At 71.2% G+C, this 24,590-nt stretch carries 16 protein-coding genes; 10 read left to right on the top strand and 6 right to left on the bottom strand.

Annotation, left to right across the window (positions count from 1 at the left end):
- Positions 1-47 precede the first annotated feature (47 nt).
- Both N4G70_RS21880 and N4G70_RS21875 read right to left on the bottom strand, forming a co-directional pair.
- Complete coding sequence (locus tag N4G70_RS21880) at positions 48-839, bottom strand: ABC transporter permease (protein ID WP_261714375.1); 792 nt, start codon at positions 837-839, stop codon at positions 48-50.
- Positions 836-1,738, bottom strand: coding sequence for an ABC transporter ATP-binding protein (locus tag N4G70_RS21875; RefSeq protein WP_261714374.1), 903 nt, complete (start codon positions 1,736-1,738; stop codon positions 836-838). Before N4G70_RS21875 ends, N4G70_RS21880 begins: the two co-directional genes overlap by 4 nt.
- A gap of 198 nt (positions 1,739-1,936) precedes the next feature.
- On the opposite strand from N4G70_RS21875, the gene N4G70_RS21870 reads away from it, so the two are divergent.
- Positions 1,937-3,943, top strand: a complete 2,007-nt coding sequence (locus tag N4G70_RS21870; RefSeq protein ID WP_261714373.1) for an ABC transporter ATP-binding protein — start codon at positions 1,937-1,939, stop codon at positions 3,941-3,943.
- Positions 3,940-5,793, top strand: a complete 1,854-nt coding sequence (locus N4G70_RS21865) for an ABC transporter ATP-binding protein (protein ID WP_261714372.1) — start codon at positions 3,940-3,942, stop codon at positions 5,791-5,793. The genes N4G70_RS21870 and N4G70_RS21865 overlap by 4 nt, the downstream gene beginning before the upstream one ends.
- A 25-nt stretch (positions 5,794-5,818) precedes the next feature.
- Here N4G70_RS21865 and N4G70_RS21860 read toward each other — a convergent pair whose 3' ends face one another.
- Positions 5,819-7,009: an endonuclease/exonuclease/phosphatase family protein gene (locus tag N4G70_RS21860; RefSeq protein ID WP_261714371.1), complete on the bottom strand. Its 1,191-nt coding sequence runs from the start codon at positions 7,007-7,009 to the stop codon at positions 5,819-5,821.
- Between the two features lie 87 nt (positions 7,010-7,096).
- Here N4G70_RS21860 and N4G70_RS21855 point away from each other — a divergent pair, with 87 nt between their 5' ends.
- Both N4G70_RS21855 and N4G70_RS21850 read left to right on the top strand, forming a co-directional pair.
- Positions 7,097-7,804 carry a response regulator transcription factor gene (locus tag N4G70_RS21855; RefSeq protein ID WP_261714370.1) on the top strand — a complete coding sequence of 236 codons (708 nt, stop codon included), beginning with the start codon at positions 7,097-7,099 and terminating at the stop codon, positions 7,802-7,804.
- Positions 7,797-8,909 carry a HAMP domain-containing sensor histidine kinase gene (locus N4G70_RS21850; protein WP_261714369.1) on the top strand — a complete coding sequence of 371 codons (1,113 nt, stop codon included), beginning with the start codon at positions 7,797-7,799 and terminating at the stop codon, positions 8,907-8,909. The genes N4G70_RS21855 and N4G70_RS21850 overlap by 8 nt, the downstream gene beginning before the upstream one ends.
- A 23-nt stretch (positions 8,910-8,932) precedes the next feature.
- Here the strand turns inward: N4G70_RS21850 and N4G70_RS21845 are convergent, their stop codons facing one another.
- The gene (locus N4G70_RS21845) at positions 8,933-9,439 is read right to left on the bottom strand and encodes a DinB family protein (RefSeq protein WP_261714368.1); all 507 of its coding nucleotides are present in this window, start codon (positions 9,437-9,439) and stop codon (positions 8,933-8,935) included.
- A 1,134-nt stretch (positions 9,440-10,573) separates the two neighbouring features.
- Between N4G70_RS21845 and N4G70_RS21840 the strand changes: the two genes are divergently transcribed.
- Together N4G70_RS21840 and N4G70_RS21835 are read left to right on the top strand one after the other, a co-directional pair.
- Positions 10,574-10,807 (top strand): hypothetical protein, encoded by a 234-nt coding sequence (locus tag N4G70_RS21840; protein ID WP_261714367.1) that lies wholly within the window; start codon positions 10,574-10,576, stop codon positions 10,805-10,807.
- Positions 10,808-11,010: 203 nt separating this feature from the next.
- Complete coding sequence (locus N4G70_RS21835; RefSeq protein ID WP_261714366.1) at positions 11,011-13,044, top strand: M4 family metallopeptidase; 2,034 nt, start codon at positions 11,011-11,013, stop codon at positions 13,042-13,044.
- A gap of 152 nt (positions 13,045-13,196) precedes the next feature.
- On the opposite strand, the gene glgP is transcribed toward N4G70_RS21835, so the two are convergent.
- Positions 13,197-15,830, bottom strand: a complete 2,634-nt coding sequence (glgP, locus tag N4G70_RS21830; protein WP_261714365.1) for an alpha-glucan family phosphorylase — start codon at positions 15,828-15,830, stop codon at positions 13,197-13,199.
- Positions 15,831-16,190: 360 nt separating this feature from the next.
- Between glgP and N4G70_RS21825 the strand changes: the two genes are divergently transcribed.
- From N4G70_RS21825 to glgB, 4 genes are all read left to right on the top strand, one after another.
- Positions 16,191-18,287, top strand: coding sequence for an alpha-1,4-glucan--maltose-1-phosphate maltosyltransferase (locus tag N4G70_RS21825; RefSeq protein ID WP_261714364.1), 2,097 nt, complete (start codon positions 16,191-16,193; stop codon positions 18,285-18,287).
- Positions 18,284-19,990: a maltose alpha-D-glucosyltransferase gene (gene treS, locus N4G70_RS21820; protein ID WP_261714363.1), complete on the top strand. Its 1,707-nt coding sequence runs from the start codon at positions 18,284-18,286 to the stop codon at positions 19,988-19,990. Before N4G70_RS21825 ends, treS begins: the two co-directional genes overlap by 4 nt.
- A gap of 144 nt (positions 19,991-20,134) precedes the next feature.
- Positions 20,135-21,496, top strand: coding sequence for a maltokinase N-terminal cap-like domain-containing protein (locus tag N4G70_RS21815; RefSeq protein WP_261714362.1), 1,362 nt, complete (start codon positions 20,135-20,137; stop codon positions 21,494-21,496).
- A 39-nt stretch (positions 21,497-21,535) separates the two neighbouring features.
- The gene (glgB, locus tag N4G70_RS21810) at positions 21,536-23,881 is read left to right on the top strand and encodes a 1,4-alpha-glucan branching enzyme (RefSeq protein ID WP_261714361.1); all 2,346 of its coding nucleotides are present in this window, start codon (positions 21,536-21,538) and stop codon (positions 23,879-23,881) included.
- Positions 23,882-24,002: 121 nt separating this feature from the next.
- Here glgB and N4G70_RS21805 read toward each other — a convergent pair whose 3' ends face one another.
- Positions 24,003-24,509, bottom strand: coding sequence for a hypothetical protein (locus tag N4G70_RS21805; RefSeq protein ID WP_261714360.1), 507 nt, complete (start codon positions 24,507-24,509; stop codon positions 24,003-24,005).
- Positions 24,510-24,590 lie beyond the last annotated feature (81 nt).

The following is a 24,590-nucleotide window of genomic DNA, read 5'->3' as shown; positions in this document are numbered from 1 at the left end:
GTCCACGCCGAAGCCGCCGCCGGAACCGGCTCGCACCGGCACCGCCGTCATTCCCACCGGAACCAGCGGGTCGCGGCGGCCGACAGGAGCACGGTCCACAGGGCGAGGACGCCGAGGTGGTCCCAGCCGGGCCAACCGCCGGCCGCGGCCTCGCCCAGGGCCTGGGCGGCGGCGCCGAAGGGCAGCAGTTCCACGACGCGGCCCAGGGTGTCGGGCATGGCCTGGACGGGCAGCCAGACACCCGCGCTGAACATCATCGGGAAGAACACCGCGGAGCCGATGGCGCTCGCGACCTTGGAGGTACGGGACAGGGCGGAGACCAGGGCGCCGAGGGCCAGCGCGCTCAGGACGGCGAGCAGCAACGCGAGGATGTAGCCGAACAGTTGGCGCGGCAGCGCCACGTGGAAGGCCAGGCGGCCGACCGTGAGGGAGAGGACCGCGGAGAGCAGCGCGGCCGCGCCGTGCAGCCCCATCTGGGCGCCGAGCAGAGCGGACGGGCGCACCGGCGTGACCGACATCCGGCGCAGGATGCCGCGCTCGCGGTATCCGGTGATCACGGGCGGCATGGCCTGGAGTCCGGCCATGATCATGGACAGGAGTACGGCGACGGGGACGTAGGCGTCGACGAAGCGGATGCCGCCCAGCGCCTTGTCGGGGTCGCGGAAGCCCGGGATGGAGCCGAGCACGACCAGCAGGACGGTCGGGAAGACCATGATCCAGAAGAGTCCGGCCGGCTCCCGGCGGAAGAGGGTGGTCTCGGTCCGCAGCACGGCGACGGCGGCCCGGCGGGAGGCACCGGCGATGCCCGAGGGGCGCGGCGGGGTGAGGGTGGTGGTCATGCCGAGGCCTCCGTCAGGTCCAGGAACGCGTCGTCCAAGGTGGCCTCGGAGACGCGGAGTTGGTGGGCGGTGATGTGGTGCCGGGCGAGCAGGGTGATCACGGCGTTGACGGTGTCGTCGGTGCCGTGGATGGTCACCCGGCCCTGCTTCTCCTCCACGGCGGCGGCCTGCGGCAGCCCGGCGAGCGCGAGGTCGTCGAGGGGCGCCGAGGGAGTGAAGGAGATGACGGTGGAGCCCGCCGCCCGCCGGATCAGCCCCGAGGGTGTGTCCAGGGCGGCGATCCTGCCCTTGTCGATGACGGCGATCCGGTCGCAGAGGCGCTGGGCCTCCTCCATGAAGTGGGTCACCAGCAGGACGGTGACCCCGCCGCGCCGCACGTCCTCGATGAGTTCCCAGGTGTCTCGGCGGGCCCTCGGGTCGAGTCCGGTGGTGAGCTCGTCGAGCACCACCACGCGCGGGTTGCCGATGAGGGCGAGTGCGATGGACAGGCGCTGCTTCTGGCCGCCGGACAGCTTGGCGAAGCGGGTGGTCAACTTCGCGGCGAGCCCCAGGCGTTCGGCGAGCGGGCGCCAGTCGGCGGGGTCCGGGTAGAAGGCGGAGTACAGCTCCAGCGCCTCGCGCACGGTGAGTTTGGGCTGGAGCTCGCTCTCCTGGAGCTGGGCGCCGAGGATGCGGGTGACCCGGTCGTGGTCGGCGACCGGGTCGTGACCGGCCACCCGGACCGTCCCGGCGTCCGGGACGCGCAGCCCCTCGACGCACTCGACGGTGGTGGTCTTGCCCGCGCCGTTGGGGCCGAGGATCCCGAAGATCTCGCCCTCCTCGACGGTGAAGCTGACACCGTCCACGGCGGGCCTGCGGCCGTACGCCTTGCGCAGTGAGGTGACCTCGATGATTGCCATGCGTCGAGAATCCCCGCCGGCGGGGGTCGGCCACATCGCCCATCGCGCTCGACCCCGCATCAACCGATCGGTTGACCGGCGCTACGACTCCCGGCGTCCCGGACAAGATCCGCCGGGCAGGTCCTAGGACCAGCGGACGAGCGCGGCCCGTCCGAAACTCGGTGGGCACTGTCCGTGCCCATCCGTAGGCTCGGCCCGATGTCCGAAACACATGCAGCTCCCAAGGACCAGTCGGCCACGCGCTCGCTCCTGCGGCTCTGGCCCTACGTGCGCCCGATCCGAACGCGCCTGTTCAGCGCGGCGTTCGTGGCCGTCGTCGCCTCCTGTCTCGGCCTGGTGATCCCGCTCGTCCTGAAGTGGATCGTCGACGGGCCGGTGGCCGAGCACGACCCCGGCGGGGTGTGGCTCGGCGCGCTGTACCTGCTGCTCCTCGGGCTCGCGGAGGCGGCGCTCTTCGGGTTCCGGCGGTGGCTGGTGGCGCGGCCGCTCGCGCGTGTCGAGGCGGAGATGCGGGCCGATCTGTACCGGCACGTACAGCGGCTTCCGGTCTCCTTCCACGACCGCTGGGCCTCGGGCCAGCTCCTGTCGCGCGGCACCACGGACCTCATGCTGCTGCGGATGTTCCTGGCGTTCCCGCTGACCTTCCTGCTCGTCAACTCGGTCACGATCCTGGCTGGATTCGCGATCCTGCTGTCCCAGCAGTGGAGCCTCGGCCTCGTGCTGCTCGTGCCGGTGATCCCGCTGGTGATCCTCTGCTCGCTCTTCGAGACCCGCTACTCGCTGGTCGCCCGGCAGGCGCAGGACCAGGTGGGCGATCTCACGACGGTCGTCGAGGAGAGCGTCCTCGGCATCCGGATCATCAAGGGGTTCGGACAGCACCGCAGCCAGGCACTGGCCTTCCGCGAGCTCTCCGGACGGCTGCGCGGCACCGAACTCGCCAAGGCGCGGCTGCTCGCGGGGCTCTGGGGCCTGATCACCGCCATCCCCGAACTGGCCATCGGGGCGGCCCTGGTGCTCGGCACGGTGCAGGTGGCCGACGGGGACCTCTCGGCCGGGACGCTGGTGGCGTTCCTGTCCACGGCGCTGGCCCTGCGGTGGCCGGTGGAGTCGATCGGGTTCCTGCTGGCGATGAGCCAGGAGTCTGCGACGGCTACGGTGCGGTTCTTTGAGGCGATGGATGCGGAGGAGGAGGGTGCTGGTTTCTCCGGCCTCCTGGGCTCTGCCCCGGACCCCGGGTCCCTTGGTTCCGTATCGGCTTCGTCCGCGGGCCGTGTGCCGGGGGCTCTGCCCCCGGGCCCCCGCTCCTCAAACGCCGGAGGGGCTGAATTGGTGCCGGGCAGCGCTGAATTGGTGGCCCACGCGGCCGAGTTGCTGGTGGGCGGGGGTGGAATGAGCCGATGCAGGGACGAAGTGGCGTCAGTGGGCGAGGGGTTGACGGAATTCGGTGGCGGGGGGATCCGGTTCGAGGGGGTTGTCTTTCGGTATCCGGATGCCGCTGACGGCAGTGCGCCCGTGCTCGCGGGGATCGATCTGCACATCCGGCCCGGGGAGACCATGGCGCTGGTCGGGGGGACGGGGTCCGGCAAGACCACGCTCACCGCGCTCGTGCCGCGGTTGCACGAGGTCGGGGCGGGGCGGATCACGCTGGACGGGGAGGACATCGCGCGGATGTCGCGGGAGCGGCTGCGCGGGCTCGTGGCGGTGGCGTTCGAGGAGCCCACGCTCTTCTCCGCCACCGTCGGCGAGAACGTCCTCATGGGCGGCGGCGGCCCACAGGATCTGGAGCGGGCGCTCGACATCGCGCAGGCCGACTTCGTACGGCGGCTCCCCCAGGGCGTGGACACCCAGGTCGGCGAGCAGGGGCTGAGCCTGTCCGGCGGGCAGCGGCAGCGTCTCGCGCTGGCCAGGGCGGTGGTGGGGCGGCCGAGGTTCCTGATCCTCGACGATCCCCTCTCCGCCCTGGACGTCCACACCGAGGCGCTGGTCGAGGCGGCGCTGCGCCGGGTCCTTCAGGACACCACCGCGCTGGTGGTCGCGCACCGCCCCTCGACGGTGATGCTCGCCGACCGCGTGGCCCTGCTGTCGGGTGGCCGCATCACCGCCGTCGGCACGCATCAGGAACTGCTGCGGGACAGCGCCGAGTACGCCTGGCTGATGTCCGGTGCCGGAGAACACCACGACGACGAGGGGAAGGACGGGCGATGACCACGACCGTCGGGGAGCAGACCGGCACGGACGAACCGGCGGTGGCCGCCGCCGGCGAGGGCGACCCCTTCGACCGCGACGAACTGCCCGCGCCGCCCGGGGCGACCGGGGCACTGCTGAGGTCGCTGCTGCGGCCGCTGCGCCGGCGGGTGGTGCTCGCCACGCTGATGCTCGTGGTGCAGCAGGCCGCGGCACAGGCCGGCCCGCTGCTCGTGGCGTACGCCATCGACCGGGGCGTACCGGCGTTCCGCGCGCACGACTACGGGCCGCTGATCGTCGTCGGCGTCGGCTATCTGGTGAGCGCGCTGGCCTCGGGGTTCTTCCAGTACGCCTTCGTGCGGGCCTCGGCCTCGGTCAACCAGGACGTGCTGCTCGATCTGCGCGGCCGGATCTTCGGCCACGCGCAGGCGCTGAGCGTGGACTTCCACGAGCGGTACACCTCGGGCCGGCTGATCTCGCGGTCCACCACCGACGTCGAGTCGCTGCGCGAGCTGCTCAGCGAGGGCCTCCAGGAGCTGATCGGGGTCATCCTCTCCTCGGTCTACATCTGCGCCATGCTGCTCTGGCTGGACTGGGGCATCGGCGCGCTCGCCGTCGCCTCCTACCTCCCGCTGCACTTCCTGATCCGGCTCTACCAGCGCCGGGCGCGGGCCGTGTACGGGGCGCGGTCCACGGCGATCGCGGCGGTGATCGTCAAGTTCGCGGAGACGCTCAACGGCATCCGTCCCGTGCAGGCCTTCCGGCGCGAGCGGGCCAACGACACTGAGTTCCAGGAGCTGAACCGGCGCCATGAGCGCAAGAACGGCGACGCGCTCCTGGAGATGGCCCGCTATGTGGTGGGTTCCCGTCTCGTCGCCAACCTGACGGTCGCGGCGATGGTCCTGTGGGGTGCGACGCGGGTCGCCGACGGCACCCTGGCGCTGGGGGTGCTCGCGGCCGCGGTGCTGTACATGCGCCGCCTTTACGACCCCATCGACCGCCTCGGGATGTTCCTCAACTCCTATCAGTCGGCGGCCGCTTCCCTGGGGAAGGTCGCCGGACTGCTCGCCCAGGTCCCCTCGGTCCCGGAGCCGGCGCGGCCGACCCCGCTGCCCGAGACGGCGGGTGAACTCCCGGGCCGGCGCGTCGACTTCGAGCAGGTCGGCTTCGGCTACCGGACCGGTGGCGAGGTGCTGCCCCGCTTCGACCTGACCATCCCGGCCGGCCAGACCGTGGCCGTGGTGGGCTCGACGGGCGCCGGAAAGTCCACCCTCGCCAAGCTCCTGGCCCGCTTCTACGACCCTTCGGCCGGCCGCGTCCTGCTGGACGGAACGGATCTGCGCGAGCTGTCCGTACGGGATCTGCGGCGCGGGGTCGTGATGGTGACCCAGGAGGCGTTCGTGTTCTCCGGCACGGTCGCCGAGAACATCGCGATCGGCCGCCCGGACGCCACCCGGGACGACATCGAGCGGGCCGCGAAGGCGATCGGCGCCCATGACTTCATCGCGAGCCTGCCCGACGGCTACGACACCGACGTACGCAAGCGGGGCGGCCGCATCTCGGCCGGCCAGCGCCAACTCGTCGCGTTCGCACGGGCGTTGCTCGCCGATCCGGCGGTCCTGATCCTCGACGAGGCGACCAGCTCGCTCGATGTTCCGGGCGAGCGGGCGGTGCAGCGCGCCATGCACACGGTCCTGGGCGGCCGCACGGCGGTGGTGATCGCGCACCGCCTGTCGACGGTCGAGATCGCGGACCGGGTCCTCGTGATGGAGCACGGCCGCATCGTCGAGGACGGACCTCCCGCCGAACTGATCGCCGGCACCGGCCGCTTCGCCGATCTGCACCGCGCCTGGCGCGACAGCCTGGCCTGACGGGCGCGAGCCCTTCGGGCAGTGCTCACAGGCTGATCCTGGCCGCCACCGGCAGATGGTCGCTGCCGGTGGCGGGCAGGACCCACGAGCTCTCCGGGCGCACCCCGCGCACCAGGATCTGGTCGATCCGCGCGACCGGGAACGCGGCCGGCCAGCTGAACCCGAAGCCGCTGCCCGCCTCGTCCTGGGCCGAGCGCAGCCGCGAGGTGATGCCGGCGAGGGCGCGGTCGTCGGCGGTGCCGTTCAGGTCGCCGAGCAGCACCATGCGCTGGTTCCGCTCGGCGGCGAGGGCGTCGGCGAGCGCCCCCGCGTTGCGGTCGCGCGAGCCCGTCCAGAACCCGGTCGGGAGCACCCGTACGGACCCCAGGTGGGCCACGTACACGGCCAGCGGGCCCCGGTCGGTGGCCACCGTGGCGCGCAGCGCGCGGGTGTAGGCCAGTTTGACGTCGGCCGGCTTCGCCTCCCCGAGCGGCCCGGCGTCCATCTTGGTGTCCACCGGCCGCACGTCCGACAGGGGCAGCGTGCTCCACAGCCCGACCGTGCCCTGCACGCTGTGGTACGGGTACGTCGCCGCCAGCGCCTTCTCGTACAGCGGCCTCGCCCGCGCGGTGATCTCCTCCAGGGCCAGCACGTCCGCGTGGGAGGCGGCGAGGGCGCGGGCGGTGCCGGCCGGGTCGGGGTTGTCGGCGCCGACGTTGTGGCCGACCAGGGTGAGGTCGCCACCCGGGTGGGACTTGTCGCCGAGCAGGCCCCCGAAGAGGCTCAGCCACACCGTGACCGGCACCAGCAGCGCGGCCAGTGCGGTGGCGGAGCGACGTCGGAGCGCCGCCGCCAGCAGCACCAAAACCCCCAGGCCGCTCCACGGCAGGAAGGTCTCCACCAGGCTGCCGAGTCCCGCCCGGTCGGTGATCCGCGCGTGCAGCGGTAGGAGCAGTCCGAGCAGCAGGGCGAGCGCGGCGAGCACCCGGCCGCGCTTCCAGGGGCCCGGCCGGGTGGCATGGCGCAGCGCCCGGCGAAGACGCGCGCCGAGACCGCCGGTCGCGGCGTCTTGGGGGTGGGTGCCGGTGCCGGGGCGTCCGGTGTCCGGCTCGTCGATGCCGGTGCCGGGGCGGCCGCTGTCGTCCTGTCCGGCTCGCGCGGTGTCCGTCCGTGTCTTCGCCGGCTCGGCGGCCCGGGGAGATGTACTGGTACGGGATGGTGGTGGGTTTCGCTGCATGGCACCAGTCGAGGCCGCGCGGTGTTGCCGTCCCGTATGCGCTTTCCGATACACCCGCGATAGGTCGCCGCTCGTAGCATCGAAACCATGCGCGTGCTGATCGTGGAGGACGAGCCGTATCTGGCGGAGGCCATCCGCGATGGCCTGCGTCTGGAGGCGATCGCGGCCGACATCGCGGGAGACGGCGACACCGCGCTGGAACTCCTGGGCGTCAACGCCTACGACACCGCCGTCCTCGACCGCGACGTACCCGGTCCTTCCGGTGACGAGATCGCGCGGCGCATCGTCGCCTCCGGCAGCGGCATGCCGATCCTGATGCTCACCGCGGCCGACCGGCTCGACGACAAGGCGTCCGGGTTCGGTCTCGGCGCCGACGACTACCTCACGAAACCCTTCGACCTGAGGGAACTCGTGCTCAGGCTCAGGGCGCTCGACCGCAGGCGCGCCCACAACAGGCCCCCCGTACGCGAACTCGCGGGGCTGCGGGTGGACCCCTTTCGCCGTGAGGTCTACCGGGACGGCTCCTTCGTCGCGCTGACCCGCAAGCAGTTCGCCGTGCTGGACGTCCTCGTCGCCGCCGAGGGCGGTGTGGTGAGCGCGGAGGAACTCCTGGAACGGGCCTGGGACGAGAACGCGGACCCGTTCACCAACGCCGTGCGCATCACCGTCTCGGCCCTGCGCAAGCGGCTCGGTGAGCCCTGGATCATCGCCACGGTGCCGGGCGTCGGCTATCGCATCGACACCGGGCCGCGGGGCGGGCCCGAGGGACCTGAGGGAGGCGGGCGTCGTGGATAGGGCGCGCGGGCTGAGCGTCCGCCTCAAGCTCACCCTCAGCTACGCGGGCTTCCTCATGCTGGCGGGCGTGCTGCTGCTCGCGGCGGTGTGGGCGTTCCTCCTGCGGTACGTCCCCGACCGCGCGATGCTCATCAACCCCGACGTCAGACCCGTCGACGGCGTCTTCCCCATCCGCTCCGCCCTCCTCGAGGTCTTCGCTCCCCGGGCGGCCGCAGTCCTGGCGTTCCTGCTGGTCTTCGGGCTTCTGGGCGGCTGGCTCCTGGCCGGTCGCATGCTCGCCCCGCTGACCCGCATCACCGCCGCCGCCGGTCTGGCGGCGCACGGATCGCTCGCGCACCGGATCCAACTGCCGGGCCGCCAGGACGAGTTCCGCGAACTGGCCGACGCCTTCGACGCGATGCTGGAACGACTTGAGGCGCACGTCGCCGAACAGCAGCGGTTCGCGGCCAACGCCTCCCATGAACTGCGCACGCCGCTGGCCGTCTCGAAGGCCCTTCTCGACGTGGCCCGCACCGATCCGCCGTCCGACACCGGTGAACTCGTCGAACGCCTCCACGCCGTCAACGCCCGGGCGATCGACCTCACCGAGGCTCTGCTCCTGCTCAGCCGGGCCGACCGGCGGACCGTCACCCATGAACCCGTGGACCTGTCCCTGCTGGCGGAGGAGGCCACCGAAACGCTGCTGCCCCTCGCGGAGCGGCGCGGTGTCACCCTCGAAACCGGCGGGGACGTCGCGCCCACGACCGGATCACCGGCGCTGCTGCTCCAGCTCACGACGAATCTGGTGCACAACGCGATCGTCCACAACCTGCCCGCGCGGGGGTCGGTGTGGGTGACCACCGCCGTCCGTCCCACGGCGGTGGTGCTCACCGTCGAGAACACCGGGGAGCGGGTCGCCCCGGAGCGGGCCGCGACCCTCACCGAACGGTTCCGGCGCGGCACCGACCGCGTCCACACCGATCACGCCGGCGTCGGCCTCGGTCTGGCCATCGTCCAGTCCATCACCGCCGCCCACGACGGGACGCTCACCCTGACCCCGCGTCCGGCGGGCGGCATGCGCGTCACGGTGGAACTGCCGGCGAGGCCCCCGCGCCGCGCGGGGTGACTCCCGGCATCGCTCCCTCGACGTCAGGCACCCACGGTGCCGTCGATGCCCTCGCGCAGCAGGTCGGCGTGGCCGTTGTGGCGGCCGTACTCCAGGATCATGTGCAGCATCACCATGCGCAGCGACACCTCCTCCTCCCAGCGCGGCTGGTAGCCCGCGAGGTCGAGGGACTCGGCGTCCCGCTCGATCCGCCGGGAGTGCTCCACCTCCGCCTCCCAGGCGGCGAACGCCTCGGCCCGGGTGGATTCGCTCGCGTCGTACGCGGCCTGGAAGTCGATCTTGTCGGACCACACCATGGGGACGTCGTGGTCCTCGAACACCCGGCGGAACCAGGTCCGTTCGACCTCGGCCATGTGCCGTACGAGGCCGAGCAGGGACAGGGTCGAGGGCGGCATCGACTGCCGACGCAGCTCCTCGTCGCCGAGCCCCTCGCACTTCATGGCTAGCGTCGCGCGGTGGTAGTCGAGGAACGCGCGCAGCGTTTCGCGTTCGGTGCCGAAGTGGGGTGGGCCTATGCGGGGGTCGGTCATGGTGGGGGCTCCTGCGGTCGTTCCATCTCGAACGCCCCGCACCCTACCCGCGCCCCCACACCCCCGGGGCTCACCCCCGACCCCCTTGCCCGCATACGCAGTTCCCCGCACCCCTAAAGCCCCCGACCCACCCCGGCCCGGGCCCCCACGCCTCCTTTCGACCGCGGCCCGCCGGGGGCAGATCGCGCAGTTCCCCGCGCCCCTAAAGACCCCTGCCCACCCCGGCCCGGGCCCCACGTCTCCTTTCGACCGCGGCCCGCCGGGGGCCGATCGCGCAGTTCCTCGCGCCCCCAAAAGGCCACCCTTGCCCCAACCCAGTTCTCATCACCGGCCCATCCGAGCCAGCCCCCACGTCTCCCTTCGACTGCGACCCGCAGGGGGCCGTTCGCGCAGTTCCCCGCGCCCCTGACAGCACCACCTGGCCCCAACTCCCAAAGCCGGCCCCTAAGGACGCAAGGCCCCGCGCAACCAGCAACCCGCCCTCCACAAACCCACCCCAGCCCGGAAGGGGCGCGGGGAACTGCGCGACAAGCCACACACAGCCCGCACCGCACAACGCGACCCCAGCCCTGAAGGGGCGCGGGGAACTGCGCGACCAGCCACGCACGGCCCTCACCCCACAAACCCACCCCCACCCCCCAAGGGGCGCGGGGAACTGCGCGACCAGCCACGCACGGCCCGCACCCCACAACGCGCCCCCACCCCCACCCCCCAAGCGGCATCCCCCGGCACCGCCGGCCCGGTGGCTTTGAGCCGTGCCGGTGGGACGGCCCGCGCGGGCCGTCCCGCGGGCGGCGAGGGACTGGCGGGGCCACCGGTGCGGCGGGCGGAGGGCGCGAACCCGGCACCTCCACGACGCCGTCGTACCGGCCGTGCCGACCAGGCGGAGAACTCGTACGCCCGATGACGGACGCGACACCCCGCGAGGCACCGCCCCCGGCACCCCTGCCGAGACTGGCGGGAACAAATCACCGCCGCAGCAGGCGAGTTGTGGGGTACCTACCGCCGCCCCCCGGGGACGCGCCACGGGCCCCGCGGCCCCGCCGCCCCGCCGCCCCGCGCGGCACGTCGCGAAAGCGCACTCGACGCCCTCCCCACGCACCCACCCTCATCGCGTTCGTCCAAGGACTGGGCATGGCCATGGAGTCGGCGGCGCACCCCGCGGACGACACCGGGGTGTCCAACGACGCGTGGATGGCCCGCAACGGGGGGCGGTTTGCGGCCATCGTGTCGGGCGGTGGATACCCCGTCCTGACCACGGTGTTCGAACACGAACCGTTCGAGCCGGACTTGGACTCGCTCTTTGGTTTCGGCCTCGGCCGACTTGTGGACGGTATCGCCGCACGCGTCCACGAAACGTCCGCTTAACGAACGACGACCTTCGGACAACGGACGGTTTTCGGCCAACTTATTGACGCGCTCCTGACACGGGTTCTCCCCTGCTGGCACTCTTCCCCCGTTCCTCGCACAAAGTTTTCGCGCAGCACATCTCGTTGCCGCACTTGCTCCGCTTTGCTCTGCCCGGTCGGCCCCACCCAGTCGACCGGATCCCCCTCGCAGAAGGAGTTCGCGTGAGATCCACGCACCGTCGTCGTGCCACCGCCACCGGCGCCCTGATCGCCGCAGCCGCCATGCTCAGCGTCGGCGTCCAGGCAGGTAGCGCCAGCGCACGCCCCGACGACTCCGCGGCCGCCTCGGCCCTCAAGGCCCAGGCAGTACGCAACCCGGGCGCCCTGCCCGCGAGCCTCACCCCCTCCCAGCGTGCCGAGCTCATACGCACGGCCACCGCGACCACGGCGGCCACCGCCAAGGAACTCGGCCTCGGCGCGCAGGAGAAGCTGGTCGTCCACGATGTGTCCAAGGACCAGGACGGCACCACGCACACCCGCTACGAGCGCACCTACCAGGGCCTGCCCGTGCTCGGCGGCGACCTGATGGTCGACACCGCGGCCGGCAAGACCAAGGGCGTCATCAAGGCGAACAGCGCCCAGCTCAAGGACATCTCCACGAGCGCCCCGGCCGATGCCCCGGCCACCGCCACCACCACGGCCCTCAAGGCCGCCAAGGCCGCCGGCTCCAAGGCCGACAAGGCCGACAGCGCCCGCAAGGTCATCTGGATGGTCAACGGCGCGCCGACCCTGGCGTACGAGACCGTCGTGGGCGGGCTTCAGGACGACGGCACCCCGAACCAGCTGCACGTCATCACGGACGCCAAGACGGGTGCCAAGCTGCACCAGTGGCAGGGCATCGAGACCGGCGTGGGCAAGACCCGCTACAGCGGCACGGTCACCCTCGGCACCTCGCAGTCCGGTTCCAGCTACACGCTGACCGACACGGGCCGCGGCGGCCACAAGACGTACAACCTCAACCACGGTACGTCCGGCACCGGTTCGCTGTTCACCCAGTCCACCGACACCTGGGGTGACGGCACCAACACCAACGCCGCGACCGCGGGCGCCGACGCCGCCTACGGCGCCGGAGCCACCTGGGACTTCTACAAGAACGTCTTCGGCCGCAGCGGCATCCGGGGCGACGGCGTCGCCGCCTACTCCCGCGTCCACTACGGCAACTCGTACGTGAACGCGTTCTGGGACGACGGCTGCTTCTGCATGACGTACGGCGACGGGTCCGGCAACAACGACCCGCTGACCGCGCTCGACGTGGCCGGCCACGAGATGTCGCACGGCGTCACGGCCGCCACCGCGGGCCTGGAGTACTCGGGCGAGTCCGGCGGTCTGAACGAGGCGACCTCCGACATCTTCGGCACGTCGGTGGAGTTCTACGCGAACAACTCCGCCGACCCGGGTGACTACCTCATCGGCGAGAAGATCGACATCAACGGTGACGGCACCCCGCTGCGCTACATGGACAAGCCGAGCAAGGACGGCGGCTCCGCGGACGCGTGGTACTCCGGCGTCGGCAACCTCGACGTCCACTACTCCTCGGGACCCGCGAACCACTGGTTCTACCTGGCCTCCGAGGGCAGCGGCACCAAGGTCATCAACGGCGTGACCTACAACTCGCCGACCTCCGACGGCCTGCCGGTCACCGGCATCGGCCGCGACAAGGCCCAGCTCATCTGGTACAAGGCGCTGACCACCAAGTTCAACTCCAGCACCAACTACGCGGGTGCCCGCGCCGGCACCATCGCCGCGGCGACCGAGCTGTACGGCGCGAACAGCGCCGAGGTCACCAACGTCACCAACGCCTGGGCGGGCATCAACGTCGGCGCCCGTGCCGGTGGCGGCAACCCTGGTGGCAAGGTCTTCGAGAGCACCAGCCAGGTGGCCATCCCGGACTACCCGGGCGCCGCGGTCACCGACCCGGTCACCGTCTCGGGGATCACCGGCAACGCGCCGGCCACCCTCCAGGTCGGCGTGAAGATCACCCACACCTACATCGGCGACCTCCAGATCGACCTGGTGGCCCCGAACGGCACGTCGTTCCGGCTCAAGAGCTCGTCCTCGGACTCGACGCGCAACCTCGACAAGACGTACACCGTGAACGCCTCCAGCGTCGCGGCGAACGGCACCTGGAAGCTCAAGGTCCAGGACAAGGCGGCGCAGGACGTCGGCACCATCACCGACTTCAAGCTGACCTTCTGAACCTCCGGGCTTCGACAGCCGTGACGTTCCCCTTGAGGAAACTCACCTTCTGACCAGGCGGCTGGCCGGAAAGTGAAGGTGCCCGGAGCCCACAAGGCTCCGGGCACCGCCCATGTCCGCGCCTTCTCGGGGCGCGGACTCGGGGCGCGGACTCAGCGCATGAGGACGCCCGCGCCCTCCCCGGTCGCCTCGGTCGGCCCCGCCACCAGACCCAGCTCCGCGTGGGTCGCGAGGTGGGGGTGGGCCGGCAGCACCCGGACGGTGTAGCCGAAGGGGCCCGTGCGGTCGAGGGCGAGCGGGCCCTCGTACATCCAGCGGCCCTCCAGGTCGGGGCCGCCGGTCGGCTTCAGCGGGAACGCGGCGGCGTCCGCGATGGTGTCCGCGGCGTCCACCCGGCCCGCCACCGCCTGCACCTCGACGTCGTCGGGCCCGAGCTCCCCGAGCGCGACCCGCACCCGCAGCGCCAGGGTGGAGCCGAGCTCCGCGGTGCCGCCCGGAGCCGCGGCCACCGGTGCCAGCGCCTCGACGTGATCGACCGCGACCCGCGGCCAGGCGCCCCTGACCCGCGCCTTCCACCGCGCCAACTCGCCTGCCGTGGACGGTTCGAGGGTGCGGTGGGCCGCGGCGGCGGGCGCGTACAGCCGGGTGACGTACTCCCGCACCATGCGCCCCGCGAGCACCTTGGGACCCAGTGTGGTGAGGGTCTGGCGGACCATCTCGATCCAGCGGTCGGGCAGCCCGGAGGTGCCCCGCTCGTAGAAGCGCGGGGCGACCCGGTCCTCGATGAGGTCGTACAGCGCGTTGGCCTCCAGCTCGTCGCGCCGGTCCTCGTCGGTGGCCGAGCCGTCGGCGGTCGGGATGGCCCAGCCGAAGTCCGGCTCGAACCACTCGTCCCACCAGCCGTCCAGGACCGACAGGTTGAGGCAGCCGTTCAGGGCCGCCTTCATGCCGCTGGTTCCGCAGGCCTCCAAGGGGCGCAGCGGGTTGTTGAGCCAGACGTCGCAGCCGGGGTAGAGCTTCTTCGCCATCCCCATGCCGTAGTCGGGCAGGAACACGATCCGGTGGCGCACCCTCGGGTCGTCGGCGAACTTCACCAGTTCCTGCACCAGGCGCTTGCCGCCGTCGTCGGCCGGGTGCGCCTTGCCCGCGACGACGATCTGCACCGGCCGGGTCGGATGCAGCAGCAGCTCCATCAGACGGTCGCGGTCGCGCAGCATCAGCGTGAGCCGCTTGTACGAGGGCACCCGCCGGGCGAAGCCGATGGTGAGCACGTCGGGGCTCAACACCCCGTCGATCCAGCCCAGTTCGGCCGCTCCGGCGCCGCGCTGGCGCCAGGAGGCGCGCAGCCGCTCCCGGGCCTCGGTGACGAGCTGCTCGCGCAGTTCCCTGCGCAGCTCCCAGATCTCGGCGTCCGGGATGTCGGCGACCGCGTCCCAGCGTTCGGAGCCGCCGACGGTCATCGCGTCCTCGGTGCGGCCCGCGCCGATCTGGCGGGCGCCGAGCCGGAACACCTCGGGCGCCACCCACGTCGGGGCGTGCACGCCGTTGGTGACGGAGGTGATCGGCACCTCCTGCGCGTCGAAGCCGGGCCAAAGCCCCGCGAACATCTCCCGGCTGACCGCGCCGTGCAGGGTGGAGACCCCGTTGGCGCGCTGGGCGAGCCGCAGTCCCATGACGGCCATGTTGAAGAGGTTGGGCTCGCCGCCGGGGTAGGTCTCCATGCCGAGCCGCAGGATCTTCTCGACGTCGACGCCGGGCAGTTCGGCGTCGTCTCCCAGGTGGCGGGCGACCAGTTCGCGGTCGAAGCGGTCGATGCCGGCGGGCACCGGGGTGTGGGTGGTGAACACGGTTCCGGCCCGCACCGATTCGAGGGCGGCGTCGAATTCCAGCCCCTCGCCCGCGAGTTCACGGATGCGTTCGAGCCCGAGGAAGCCGGCGTGGCCCTCGTTGGTGTGGAACACCTCGGGTTCCGGGTGTCCGGTCAGACGGCAGTACGTACGCAGCGCGCGCACCCCGCCGATGCCGAGCAGCATCTCCTGGAGCAGCCGGTGCTCGCTGCCGCCGCCGTAGAGCCGGTCGGTGACATCGCGTTCGCCGGGCGCGTTCTCCTCGACGTCCGAGTCGAGCATGAGCAGCGGCACCCGGCCGACCCGGGCCTGCCAGATGCTGGCGTGCAGGGCCCGGCCGCCGGGCAGCGCGAGCGAGACCCGGGCGGGGGTGCCGTCGGCCTCCCGGAGCAGGGAGACGGGCAGCTCGTTGGGGTCGAGCAGGGGGTAGTGCTCCTGCTGCCAGCCGTCGCGCGAGAGCGACTGGCGGAAGTAGCCGTGGCGGTAGAGGAGGCCGACCCCGATGAGCGGAACACCGAGGTCGCTTGCGGATTTGAGGTGGTCGCCGGCGAGGATGCCGAGGCCGCCGGAGTACTGGGGCAGGGCCGCGGTGATGCCGAACTCGGGAGAGAAGTAGCCGATGGCGGACGGGAGTTCACCGCCCTGTTCCTGATACCAGCGGCGGCCGTGCAGATAGTCGTCGAGGTCGTCGGCGGCGGCGGCGAGACGGCGCAGGAAGCGGCGGTCCTGGGCGAGCGAGTCGAGCCGGGCGGCGCTGACGGTCCCCAGCAGCCGCACCGGGTCCTCACCCGCCGCCCGCCAGCCGTCGGGGTCCACGAACTGGAAGAGTTCTCTGGTCTCGGTGTGCCAGGACCAGCGCAGATTGCGCGCGAGGTCGCTGAGCGGCCGCAGGTCGTCGGGCAGGACAGGGCGCACGGTGAATCGACGGATTGCCTTCACGCTTCCACCTTTGCAGGGGACGTACGTATCGGGGTGGGCACACCGCGATGTGCGCCCCTCCTTCACTCCCGAAGGTAGTGCGGGTGCGCCCCGTCGGCCACGGCGCCTCGCGGCCGGGCGCCGCCGGATTCCGCTTCCGGGAGGGCGCCGCGCTGACACGGCGTCACCCCCGTGACCGGTGCGCACGGTTCGCGCCGTCGCCCGAAGGGAGCCCGGACGTCCTCCTTGCCCGAACCGTTACGCGCAGGTAGTTAACAAACCGCCGGAATGCCCACCCGCACACCGTGGAAGGCTCATCCGGTAACGCATTCCCGCACTCTCTCCCGCACGCCATTCGAGTGAACGCGGACAGGAGCGGCCATGCCCGCAGCCGGTCAGCCGTCAACGGAGCAGTTAAAAAGGACAGATTCCCGCAAACGCGGCAAACCCTACCAATCACCCGCAGGTGAGCCCGTGAACCCGAACCCGTCAATCGGCCGCATCCCCGTGCTCGACGTACGCCCCGCCGTCGAGTGCGGCAAAAGGCCCGCCAAGGCGGTGACCGGGGAGAGCTTCCAGGTCACCGCCACCGTCTTTCGCGAGGGCCATGACGCCGTAGCCGCCAATGTCGTGCTGAGAGACCCCAGAGGGCGGGCGAGGCCCTTCACACCCATGCGGGAGCTCGCCCCCGGCACCGACCGCTGGGGCGCCGAGATCACCGCCGACACCGAGGGCGTGTGGACGTACGCCGTCGAGGCCTGGGGCGACCCGCTGGCGACCTGGCGCCATCACGCGGGCATCAAGATCCCGGCGGGCCAGGACATCGAGCTCGTCCTGGCCGAGGGCGCCGCGCTGTACGAGCGGGCCGCCGCCGGGGTGCCCAAGGCCAAGGGGCGCGAGGCGGTGCTCGCCGCCGTGGACGCCCTGCGCGACACGGCCCGCTCCCCCGAGGCCCGGCTCGCCGCGGCCCTCGCTCCCCAGACGGACGCCGCGCTGGCGGCCTACCCCTTGCGCGAGCTGGTGACCTCATCGGCCCGGATGCCGTTGCTCGTCGAGCGCGAGCGCGCCCTGTACGGGTCCTGGTACGAGCTGTTCCCGCGTTCGGAGGGAGCCGTCGTCAAGAGCCGGGGCCGGCCGGTCTCCGGCACGTTCCGTACCGCGGCCGAGCGGCTGCCGGCGGTCGCCGCGATGGGCTTCGACGTGGTCTATCTGCCACCGATCCACCCCATCGGCACCACCCACCGCAAGGGCCCCAACAACAGCCTCAAAGCCGGGCGTTGGGACGTCGGCGTACCCTGGGCGATCGGCTCTCCGGACGGCGGCCACGACGCGATCCACCCCGACCTGGGCACCCTGGACGACTTCGACGCCTTCGTGTCCACCGCCCGCGATCTGCGCCTGGAGGTGGCGCTCGACTTCGCCCTCCAGTGCTCCCCCGACCACCCCTGGGTCGACAAGCACCCCGAGTGGTTCCACCACCGGGCCGACGGCTCGATCGCGTACGCCGAGAACCCGCCCAAGAAGTACCAGGACATCTACCCGATCGCCTTCGACCAGGACATGCCCGGCCTGATCAAGGAGACCGTCCGGCTGCTGCGGTTCTGGATGGAGCACGGCGTACGGATCTTCCGGGTCGACAATCCGCACACCAAGCCGGTGGTCTTCTGGGAGAAGGTCATCGCCGAGATCAACGGCTCCGACCCGGACGTGATCTTCCTGGCCGAGGCGTTCACCCGGCCCGCGATGATGCGCACCCTCGCCAAGATCGGCTTCCAGCAGTCGTACACCTACTTCACCTGGCGTACCACCCGGCACGAACTCACCGATTACGTCACCGAACTGGCGAACGAGACCGCGGCTTATATGCGGCCCAATTTCTTCGTGAACACCCCGGACATCCTGCACGGCTACCTCCAGGACGGCGGCCGCCCGGCCTTCGAGGTGCGGGCCGTGCTGGCCGCGACCCTCTCGCCGAGCTGGGGCGTCTACGCCGGATACGAGCTGTGCGAGAACGCCCCCGCCAAGGCCGGAAGCGAGGAGTATCTGGACTCCGAGAAGTATCAACTCAAGCCCCGCGACTGGGAGTCGGCCGAGCGGGAAGGCCGCTCCATCGCACCGCTGATCACCTCCCTCAACCGCATCAGGCGCCGCCATCCGGCGCTGCGACAGTTGCGCTCGGTCCACTTCCACGACACCGGAAATGACGCGCTGATCGCCTACAGCAAGCGCGCCGGGTCGAACACCGTCGTGGTGGTCGCCAACCTCGACCCCCACCACACCCAGGAGGCGACGGTCTCGTTGGACATGCCGGCGCTCGGCCTCGCTTGGGACGAGTCCGTCCCGGTGCGCGACGAGCTCACCGGAGAGACCTACCACTGGGGCAGGACCAACTACGTGCGCCTGGATCCGGGCCGAGCGCCCGCGCACATCCTGGTCCTGCGACCGTCCCCGCCGATCGGAGGGTCACCCACACCATGATCGTCAACGAGCCCGTCCACGACACCTTCGAGGACACCCCCGCCAAGGACCGCGACCCCGAGTGGTTCAAGCGTGCGGTGTTCTACGAGGTGCTCGTGCGGTCCTTCCAGGACAGCAACGGCGACGGCGTCGGGGATCTCAAGGGCATCACCGCCAAGCTGGACTATCTGCAATGGCTGGGCGTCGACTGCCTCTGGCTGCCGCCGTTCTTCAAATCCCCGCTCCGGGACGGCGGATACGACGTCTCGGACTACACGGCCGTACTGCCCGAGTTCGGCGACCTCGCCGACTTCGTGGAGTTCGTGGATGCCGCCCACCAGCGCGGCATGCGCGTGATCATCGACTTCGTGATGAACCACACCAGCGACCAGCACCAGTGGTTCCAGGAGTCGCGCCAGGACCCGGAGGGTCCCTACGGCGACTACTACGTCTGGGCCGACGACGACAAACAGTTCCCCGAGGCCCGGATCATCTTCGTCGACACCGAGACGTCGAACTGGACCTTCGACCCGGTGCGCAAGCAGTACTTCTGGCACCGCTTCTTCTCCCACCAGCCCGACCTCAACTACGAGAACCCGGCGGTGCAGGAGGAGATCGTCTCCGCCCTGCGGTTCTGGCTGGACCTCGGCATCGACGGCTTCCGCCTGGACGCGGTGCCCTACCTGTACCAGAAGGAGGGAACCAACTGCGAAAACCTTCCGGCAACGCATGAGTTCCTCAAGCGGCTGCGGGCCGAGATCGACGCGAGCTACCCGGACACGGTGCTGCTCGCCGAGGCCAACCAGTGGCCCGAGGACGTCGTCGACTACTTCGGCGACTACACCAAGGGCGGCGACGAATGCCACATGGCGTTCCACTTCCCGGTGATGCCGCGCATCTTCATGGCGGTGCGCCGCGAGTCCCGCTACCCGGTCTCGGAAATCCTCGCCAAGACCCCGGCGATCCCCAAGAACGCCCAGTGGGGCATCTTCCTGCGCAACCACGACGAGCTCACCCTCGAAATGGTCACGGACGAAGAGCGCGACTACATGTACGCGGAGTACGCCAAGGATCCCCGGATGCGGGCCAACATCGGCATCCGGCGCCGGCTCGCCCCGCTGCTCGACAACGACCGCAACCAGATCGAGCTGTTCACCGCGCTGCTGCTCTCACTGCCCGGCTCGCCGATCCTGTACTACGGCGACGAGATCGGCATGGGCGACAACATCTGGCTCGGTGACCGCGACGCGGTGCGCACCCCGATGCAGTGGACCCCGGACCGCAACGCGGGCTTCTCCTCGTGCGACCCCGGCCGGCTCTATCTGCCCACGATCATGGACCCGGTCTACGGCTACCAGGTGACCAACGTCGAGGCCGCCATGGCCTCGCCGTCCTCGCTGCTGCACTGGACCCGGCGCATGATCGAGATCCGCAAGCAGAACCCGGCCTTCGGGCTCGGCTCGTACACCGAGCTGATGTCGTCGAACCCTGCCGTCCTCGCGTTCCTGCGCGAGCGGGGCGACGACCTGGTCCTGTGCGTGCACAACTTCTCGCGCTTCCCCCAGCCCACCGAGCTGGATCTGCGGGCGTTCAACGGGATGCACCCGGTGGAGCTGATCGGCGGGGTGCGCTTCCCGGCGATCGGCGAGTGGCCCTATCTGCTCACCCTCGCGGGACACGGCTTCTACTGGTTCCGGCTGCGGAAGGACCCCGCGGCCATCTGACCCGCCGCCCCGGGCGGAGCGGTTTCCGCCGCTCCACCCGGGGCACTCTGAACCCCGAACCCCGCGCGCCGCCGGACAGCTTCTGTTGCAATCCGGGACACTCTGCGCAAATCGATTGTGTGCCCGGGGAAAGGATGCGCTGCCATGCCGAAGGCCGCACCGCCCCGTACCACCGGCCTCCCACCCACCCGGCTGCTGACCTCACTCGCCCCGCTCCTGCACGAATGGCTGCCACGGCAGCGCTGGTTCGCGGGCAAGGGGCGTCCCGTCACCGACTTCGTCCTGCTCACCGCGACCGAGCTGCTGCCGGGCCTCCTGCATCTGCTCGTCCGCACCGAACACTCCCCGGCCCCGGCCCAGGCGACGGCGGCGCCGGCCGACTGCTACCAACTCCTGATCGGGGTGCGCGACCAGCTCCCGCCACGGCTCGCCCCCGCCCTCATCGGGCACGCGAGCCAGGGCCCGCTGGCCGGCCGCGCGGTGTACGACGCCCTCCACGACCCGCAGTCCGCGGCCCTGCTCCTGGAGCGGCTGCGCAACCCGGGCACGGTGGGTCCGCTGAGCTTCGAGCACGATCCAAAGGTGACGATCCCGCCGGGCCTCGCGCCGCGGCTGCTCGGCGTCGAGCAGTCCAACACCTCACTGGTGTACGGAGATACGTTCATCCTGAAGGTGTTCCGGCGGGTCCAGCCGGGCGTCAATCCCGATCTCGAACTGCCCTGGGCGCTGACCCGCCAGGGCTGCGACCGGGTGCCCGCGCCGGCCGCCTGGTTCCACACATCCGAGCCGGAGGCGGCCACCCTCGGGGTGCTCCAGCCGTTCCTGCGCGGCGCCGACGACGGCTGGACCCTGGCGCTCGCCTCGCTCGCCCAGGGCCGTCCCTTCACCGACGAGTCGTACGAGCTGGGGCGGGCCACCGCCGAGGTGCACCTCGCCCTCGCGGACGCCTTCCCGCCCCTCACCCTCGGCCCGGCGCAGACCGAGCTGATCGCCGCCGCGATGACCGAGCGCCTGGACGCCACCGCGCAGGCGGTGCCCTCGCTCGGCCCGTACGTCCCGCGGCTGCGGGCCGCCTTCGAGGCGGTCGCGGCGCTCACGTCGGCGGGCACCGCCCAGCGCGTCCACGGCGATCTGCACCTGGGCCAGGCTCTGCGCCCGGCCGACGGGAGCTGGTCGGTGATCGACTTCGAGGGCGAGCCGGCCCGTCCGCTCGCCGAGCGCCGCCGCCCCCAGCCCCCCGTCCGCGATGTCGCGGGCATGCTGCGCTCCTTCGACTACGCCGCCCGCACCGCACGGCCCGCGAACCCGGGCTGGGCCGAGGAGTGCCGGGCCGCGTACTGCGCGGGATACGCGGCACGGTCGGGCTCCGACCCGCGCGAGAGCCCCGAGCTGCTGCGCGCGTACGAGACCGACAAGGCGGTGTACGAGGTGCTCTACGAGGCCCGGCACCGCCCCGACTGGCTGCCCGTGCCGATGGCGGCGATCCGCCGGCTGGCCGGGGCGTGAACTCACCTGTGAAACAAGCCACTTGAGGAGGCAGACCCCGTGACCCCCCGCCCCGCCCGCAACTCCTCCGAACCCGCCCCCGGCACCGCCGAGCCGGTGACCGCGACGAAGTCCGCCGCGAAGTCCGCCGCGAAACCGGCGGCGAAGCCCGCGAAGGCACCGCCCGCGCCGCGCCAGGCGGCGGCCCCGCGCCGGACCGCGAGTCGTGGCGTACGGCCCGGGGCGCCCCTGCCCGACACGGACCGGGCGCGCCTGCTCGCGGGCGGGCATCACGATCCGCACTCCCTGCTCGGCGCGCATCCGGTGCGCGGCGGGATCGCCTTCCGGGCGCTGCGCCCGTACGCCCAGGCGGTGACCGTGCTCGGCAAGGGGCTGCGGGCCGAGCTGCACGACGACGGCGACGGCCTGTTCTCCGGGGTGCTGCCGCTGCGCGCGATTCCCGAGTACACGCTGCTCGTGACCTATGACGACGCCGAGATCGAGATCCAGGACCCGTACCGCTTCCTGCCCGCGCTCGGTGATCTCGATCTGTATCTGATCGGCGAGGGCCGGCACGAGGAGCTGTGGACGGCGCTGGGCGCCCGCCCGATGGCCCACCAGGGCGTCACCGGCACCCGGTTCACGGTGTGGGCGCCCAACGCCCAGGGGGTCAGGGTCACCGGCGACTTCAGCTACTGGGACGGCACCGCCCACCCCATGCGCTCGCTCGGCTCGTCCGGGGTGTGGGAGCTGTTCCTGCCTGGCGTCGGGGACGGCGCCCTGTACAAGTTCGACATCATGCGCCCCGACGGCACCCACACCCTGCGGGCCGACCCGATGGCGCAGCGCACGGAGGTGCCGCCCGCGAACGCCTCGATCGTCACCGAGTCGCACCATGTGTGGCGGGACGAGGCGTGGATGGCGCGGCGGGCGGCCCGCCCGGTCCACGAGTCGCCCTTCTCCGTCTACGAGGTCCATCTGGCGTCCTGGCGCCCGCGCCTGACGTATCGTCAGCTCGCCGATCAGCTCCCCGCCTACGTCAAGGACCTGGGCTTCACCCATGTGGAGTTCCTCCCCGTGGCGGAGCACCCCTACGGCGGCTCGTGGGGCTACCAGGTGACGGGCTTCTACGCCCCGACCTCACGCATGGGCACGCCCGACGACTTCCGCTTCCTGGTGGACGCGCTGCACGAGGCGGGCATCGGGGTGCTCGTGGACTGGGTGCCCGCGCACTTCCCCAAGGACGACTGGGCGCTGGCGCGCTTCGACGGGCGCACCCTGTACGAGCACGAGGATCCGCTGCGCGCCGAGCACCCGGACTGGGGCACCCTCGAATTCGACTACGGCCGCAAGGAGGTCCGCAACTTCCTCGTGGCGAACGCGACGTACTGGTGCGAGGAGTTCCACGTCGACGGCCTGCGCGTGGACGCGGTGGCCTCGATGCTGTACCTGGACTACTCGCGCGAGGACGGCGAGTGGACGCCCAACGAGCACGGCGGGCGGGAGAACCTGGACGCGGTGGCCTTCCTCCAGGAGATGAACGCCACGGTCTACCGGCGCTGCCCCGGCGTCGTGACCGTCGCCGAGGAGTCCACGGCCTGGGACGGCGTCACCCGGCCCACCGACCACGGCGGCCTCGGCTTCGGCCTGAAGTGGAACATGGGCTGGATGCACGACTCACTGGGCTACGTCCAGCACGAGCCGGTGCACCGCAAGTACCACCACAGCGAGATGACGTTCTCGATGGTGTACGCGTACAGCGAGAACTACGTGCTGCCCATCTCGCACGACGAGGTGGTCCACGGCAAGCGGTCCCTCGTCTCCAAGATGCCCGGCGACTGGTGGCAGCAGCGCGCCACCCACCGCGCCTATCTGGGCTTCATGTGGGCCCACCCCGGCAAGCAACTCCTGTTCATGGGCCAGGAGTTCGCGCAGGGCGCGGAGTGGTCGGAGGGCCACGGCCCGGACTGGTGGCTGCTCGACCCCTCCTACAGCGCCGAGTCGGACCACCGGGGCGTACGCGACCTGGTCCGCGACCTGAACGCGGTGTACGCGGCCGAGCCCGCCCTGTGGGAGCGCGACACCGACCCGTCGGGCTTCTCGTGGGTGGCCGGTGACGCGGCCGAGGACAACGTCTTCGCCTTCCTCCGCCACGACGCGCAGGGCACGCCGCTGCTGTCGGTCTCCAACTTCTCCCCCGTGGTCCGCGCGGAATACCGCCTGGGCGTCCCGGACGGCCCCGCCGCCTGGCAGGAAGTCCTGAACACGGACGAGTCGCGCTACGGCGGAGGCGGCGTCCTGAACCCCGACCCCCTCAAACCGGAGCCCACTCCGTCCCACGGCCGCCCGCTGTCCCTCTCCCTGACCCTGCCGCCGCTGGCGACGGTGTGGTTCCGGGGGGTGTGAGGACGGACGCGTCAGGGCGGTGACGCCAGTCCCGGTAGCCAAACGCGGCCACCGGGACTGCGCATGCCACGGGAACGAGGTTGCTCAGGACTCCGGGTGAAACAGCCCCCTCCAATCACCTCTAGATGCCGATAATTCCAGCACAAACAGCGCAGAAAATAGCGGCCGCAAGGAAAGCGTCCGCGACCCAGGCGCGCGACACCGACCGCGACGGACGACTCGAAGATTCGCTTTTACCCGCGCGCCGACGCTCTTCATGTCGGCGCTCATCAATACTACCGGCAGCCTTGAGAGAACTTCCGACGAACTTGTCTATCAGCGAACCATTGAAGGCTGAAACGTAGGTGAGGCCGCCGTCGATGCCGCATATGACAAGCGAACCTCCGCCATTGACCACGACCTCCTTGATGGAACTGTACGGAATTCGGTACGTAAACACCGGGTTAATGACGGTAACCTGCCGATCAAGGATGACCCTTGCTCCGAAGATTCGTCGAACGATGGCAATAGTACCGAAGCAGGAGGCAGCACCACTCATGAGACCGCCACGACTACCATGATCAATCTGCGTCATCAAAAAGCCGAAAAATCCGAAGCTCAGCGTATGGATCCAAGAAAGCACGATCACGGACCTTCTCCGCAGTGTTTTACGCCGCGCGTCGCCTACCATCCGCCAGTCCTTGCCTTGAAAATTTCCGTTTACAGCCGG

It is taken from the genome of Streptomyces sp. ASQP_92 (genome assembly GCF_025399895.1).
Taxonomy (GTDB): Bacteria; Actinomycetota; Actinomycetes; order Streptomycetales; family Streptomycetaceae; genus Streptomyces.
This window is presented reverse-complemented; position numbering and strand designations above follow the sequence as displayed.

Excerpts from the sequence above, each read along its gene's own strand:
- N4G70_RS21880 (WP_261714375.1), bottom strand. The coding sequence starts at position 839 with ATGACCACCACCCTCACCCCGCCGCGCCCCTCGGGCATCGCCGGTGCC.
- N4G70_RS21875 (WP_261714374.1), bottom strand. The coding sequence starts at position 1,738 with ATGGCAATCATCGAGGTCACCTCACTGCGCAAGGCGTACGGCCGCAGG.
- N4G70_RS21870 (WP_261714373.1), top strand. The coding sequence starts at position 1,937 with ATGTCCGAAACACATGCAGCTCCCAAGGACCAGTCGGCCACGCGCTCG.
- N4G70_RS21865 (WP_261714372.1), top strand. The coding sequence starts at position 3,940 with ATGACCACGACCGTCGGGGAGCAGACCGGCACGGACGAACCGGCGGTG.
- N4G70_RS21860 (WP_261714371.1), bottom strand. The coding sequence starts at position 7,009 with ATGCAGCGAAACCCACCACCATCCCGTACCAGTACATCTCCCCGGGCC.
- N4G70_RS21855 (WP_261714370.1), top strand. The coding sequence starts at position 7,097 with ATGCGCGTGCTGATCGTGGAGGACGAGCCGTATCTGGCGGAGGCCATC.
- N4G70_RS21845 (WP_261714368.1), bottom strand. The coding sequence starts at position 9,439 with ATGACCGACCCCCGCATAGGCCCACCCCACTTCGGCACCGAACGCGAA.
- N4G70_RS21840 (WP_261714367.1), top strand. The coding sequence starts at position 10,574 with ATGGCCATGGAGTCGGCGGCGCACCCCGCGGACGACACCGGGGTGTCC.
- N4G70_RS21825 (WP_261714364.1), top strand. The coding sequence starts at position 16,191 with ATGCCCGCAGCCGGTCAGCCGTCAACGGAGCAGTTAAAAAGGACAGAT.
- treS (WP_261714363.1), top strand. The coding sequence starts at position 18,284 with ATGATCGTCAACGAGCCCGTCCACGACACCTTCGAGGACACCCCCGCC.
- N4G70_RS21815 (WP_261714362.1), top strand. The coding sequence starts at position 20,135 with ATGCCGAAGGCCGCACCGCCCCGTACCACCGGCCTCCCACCCACCCGG.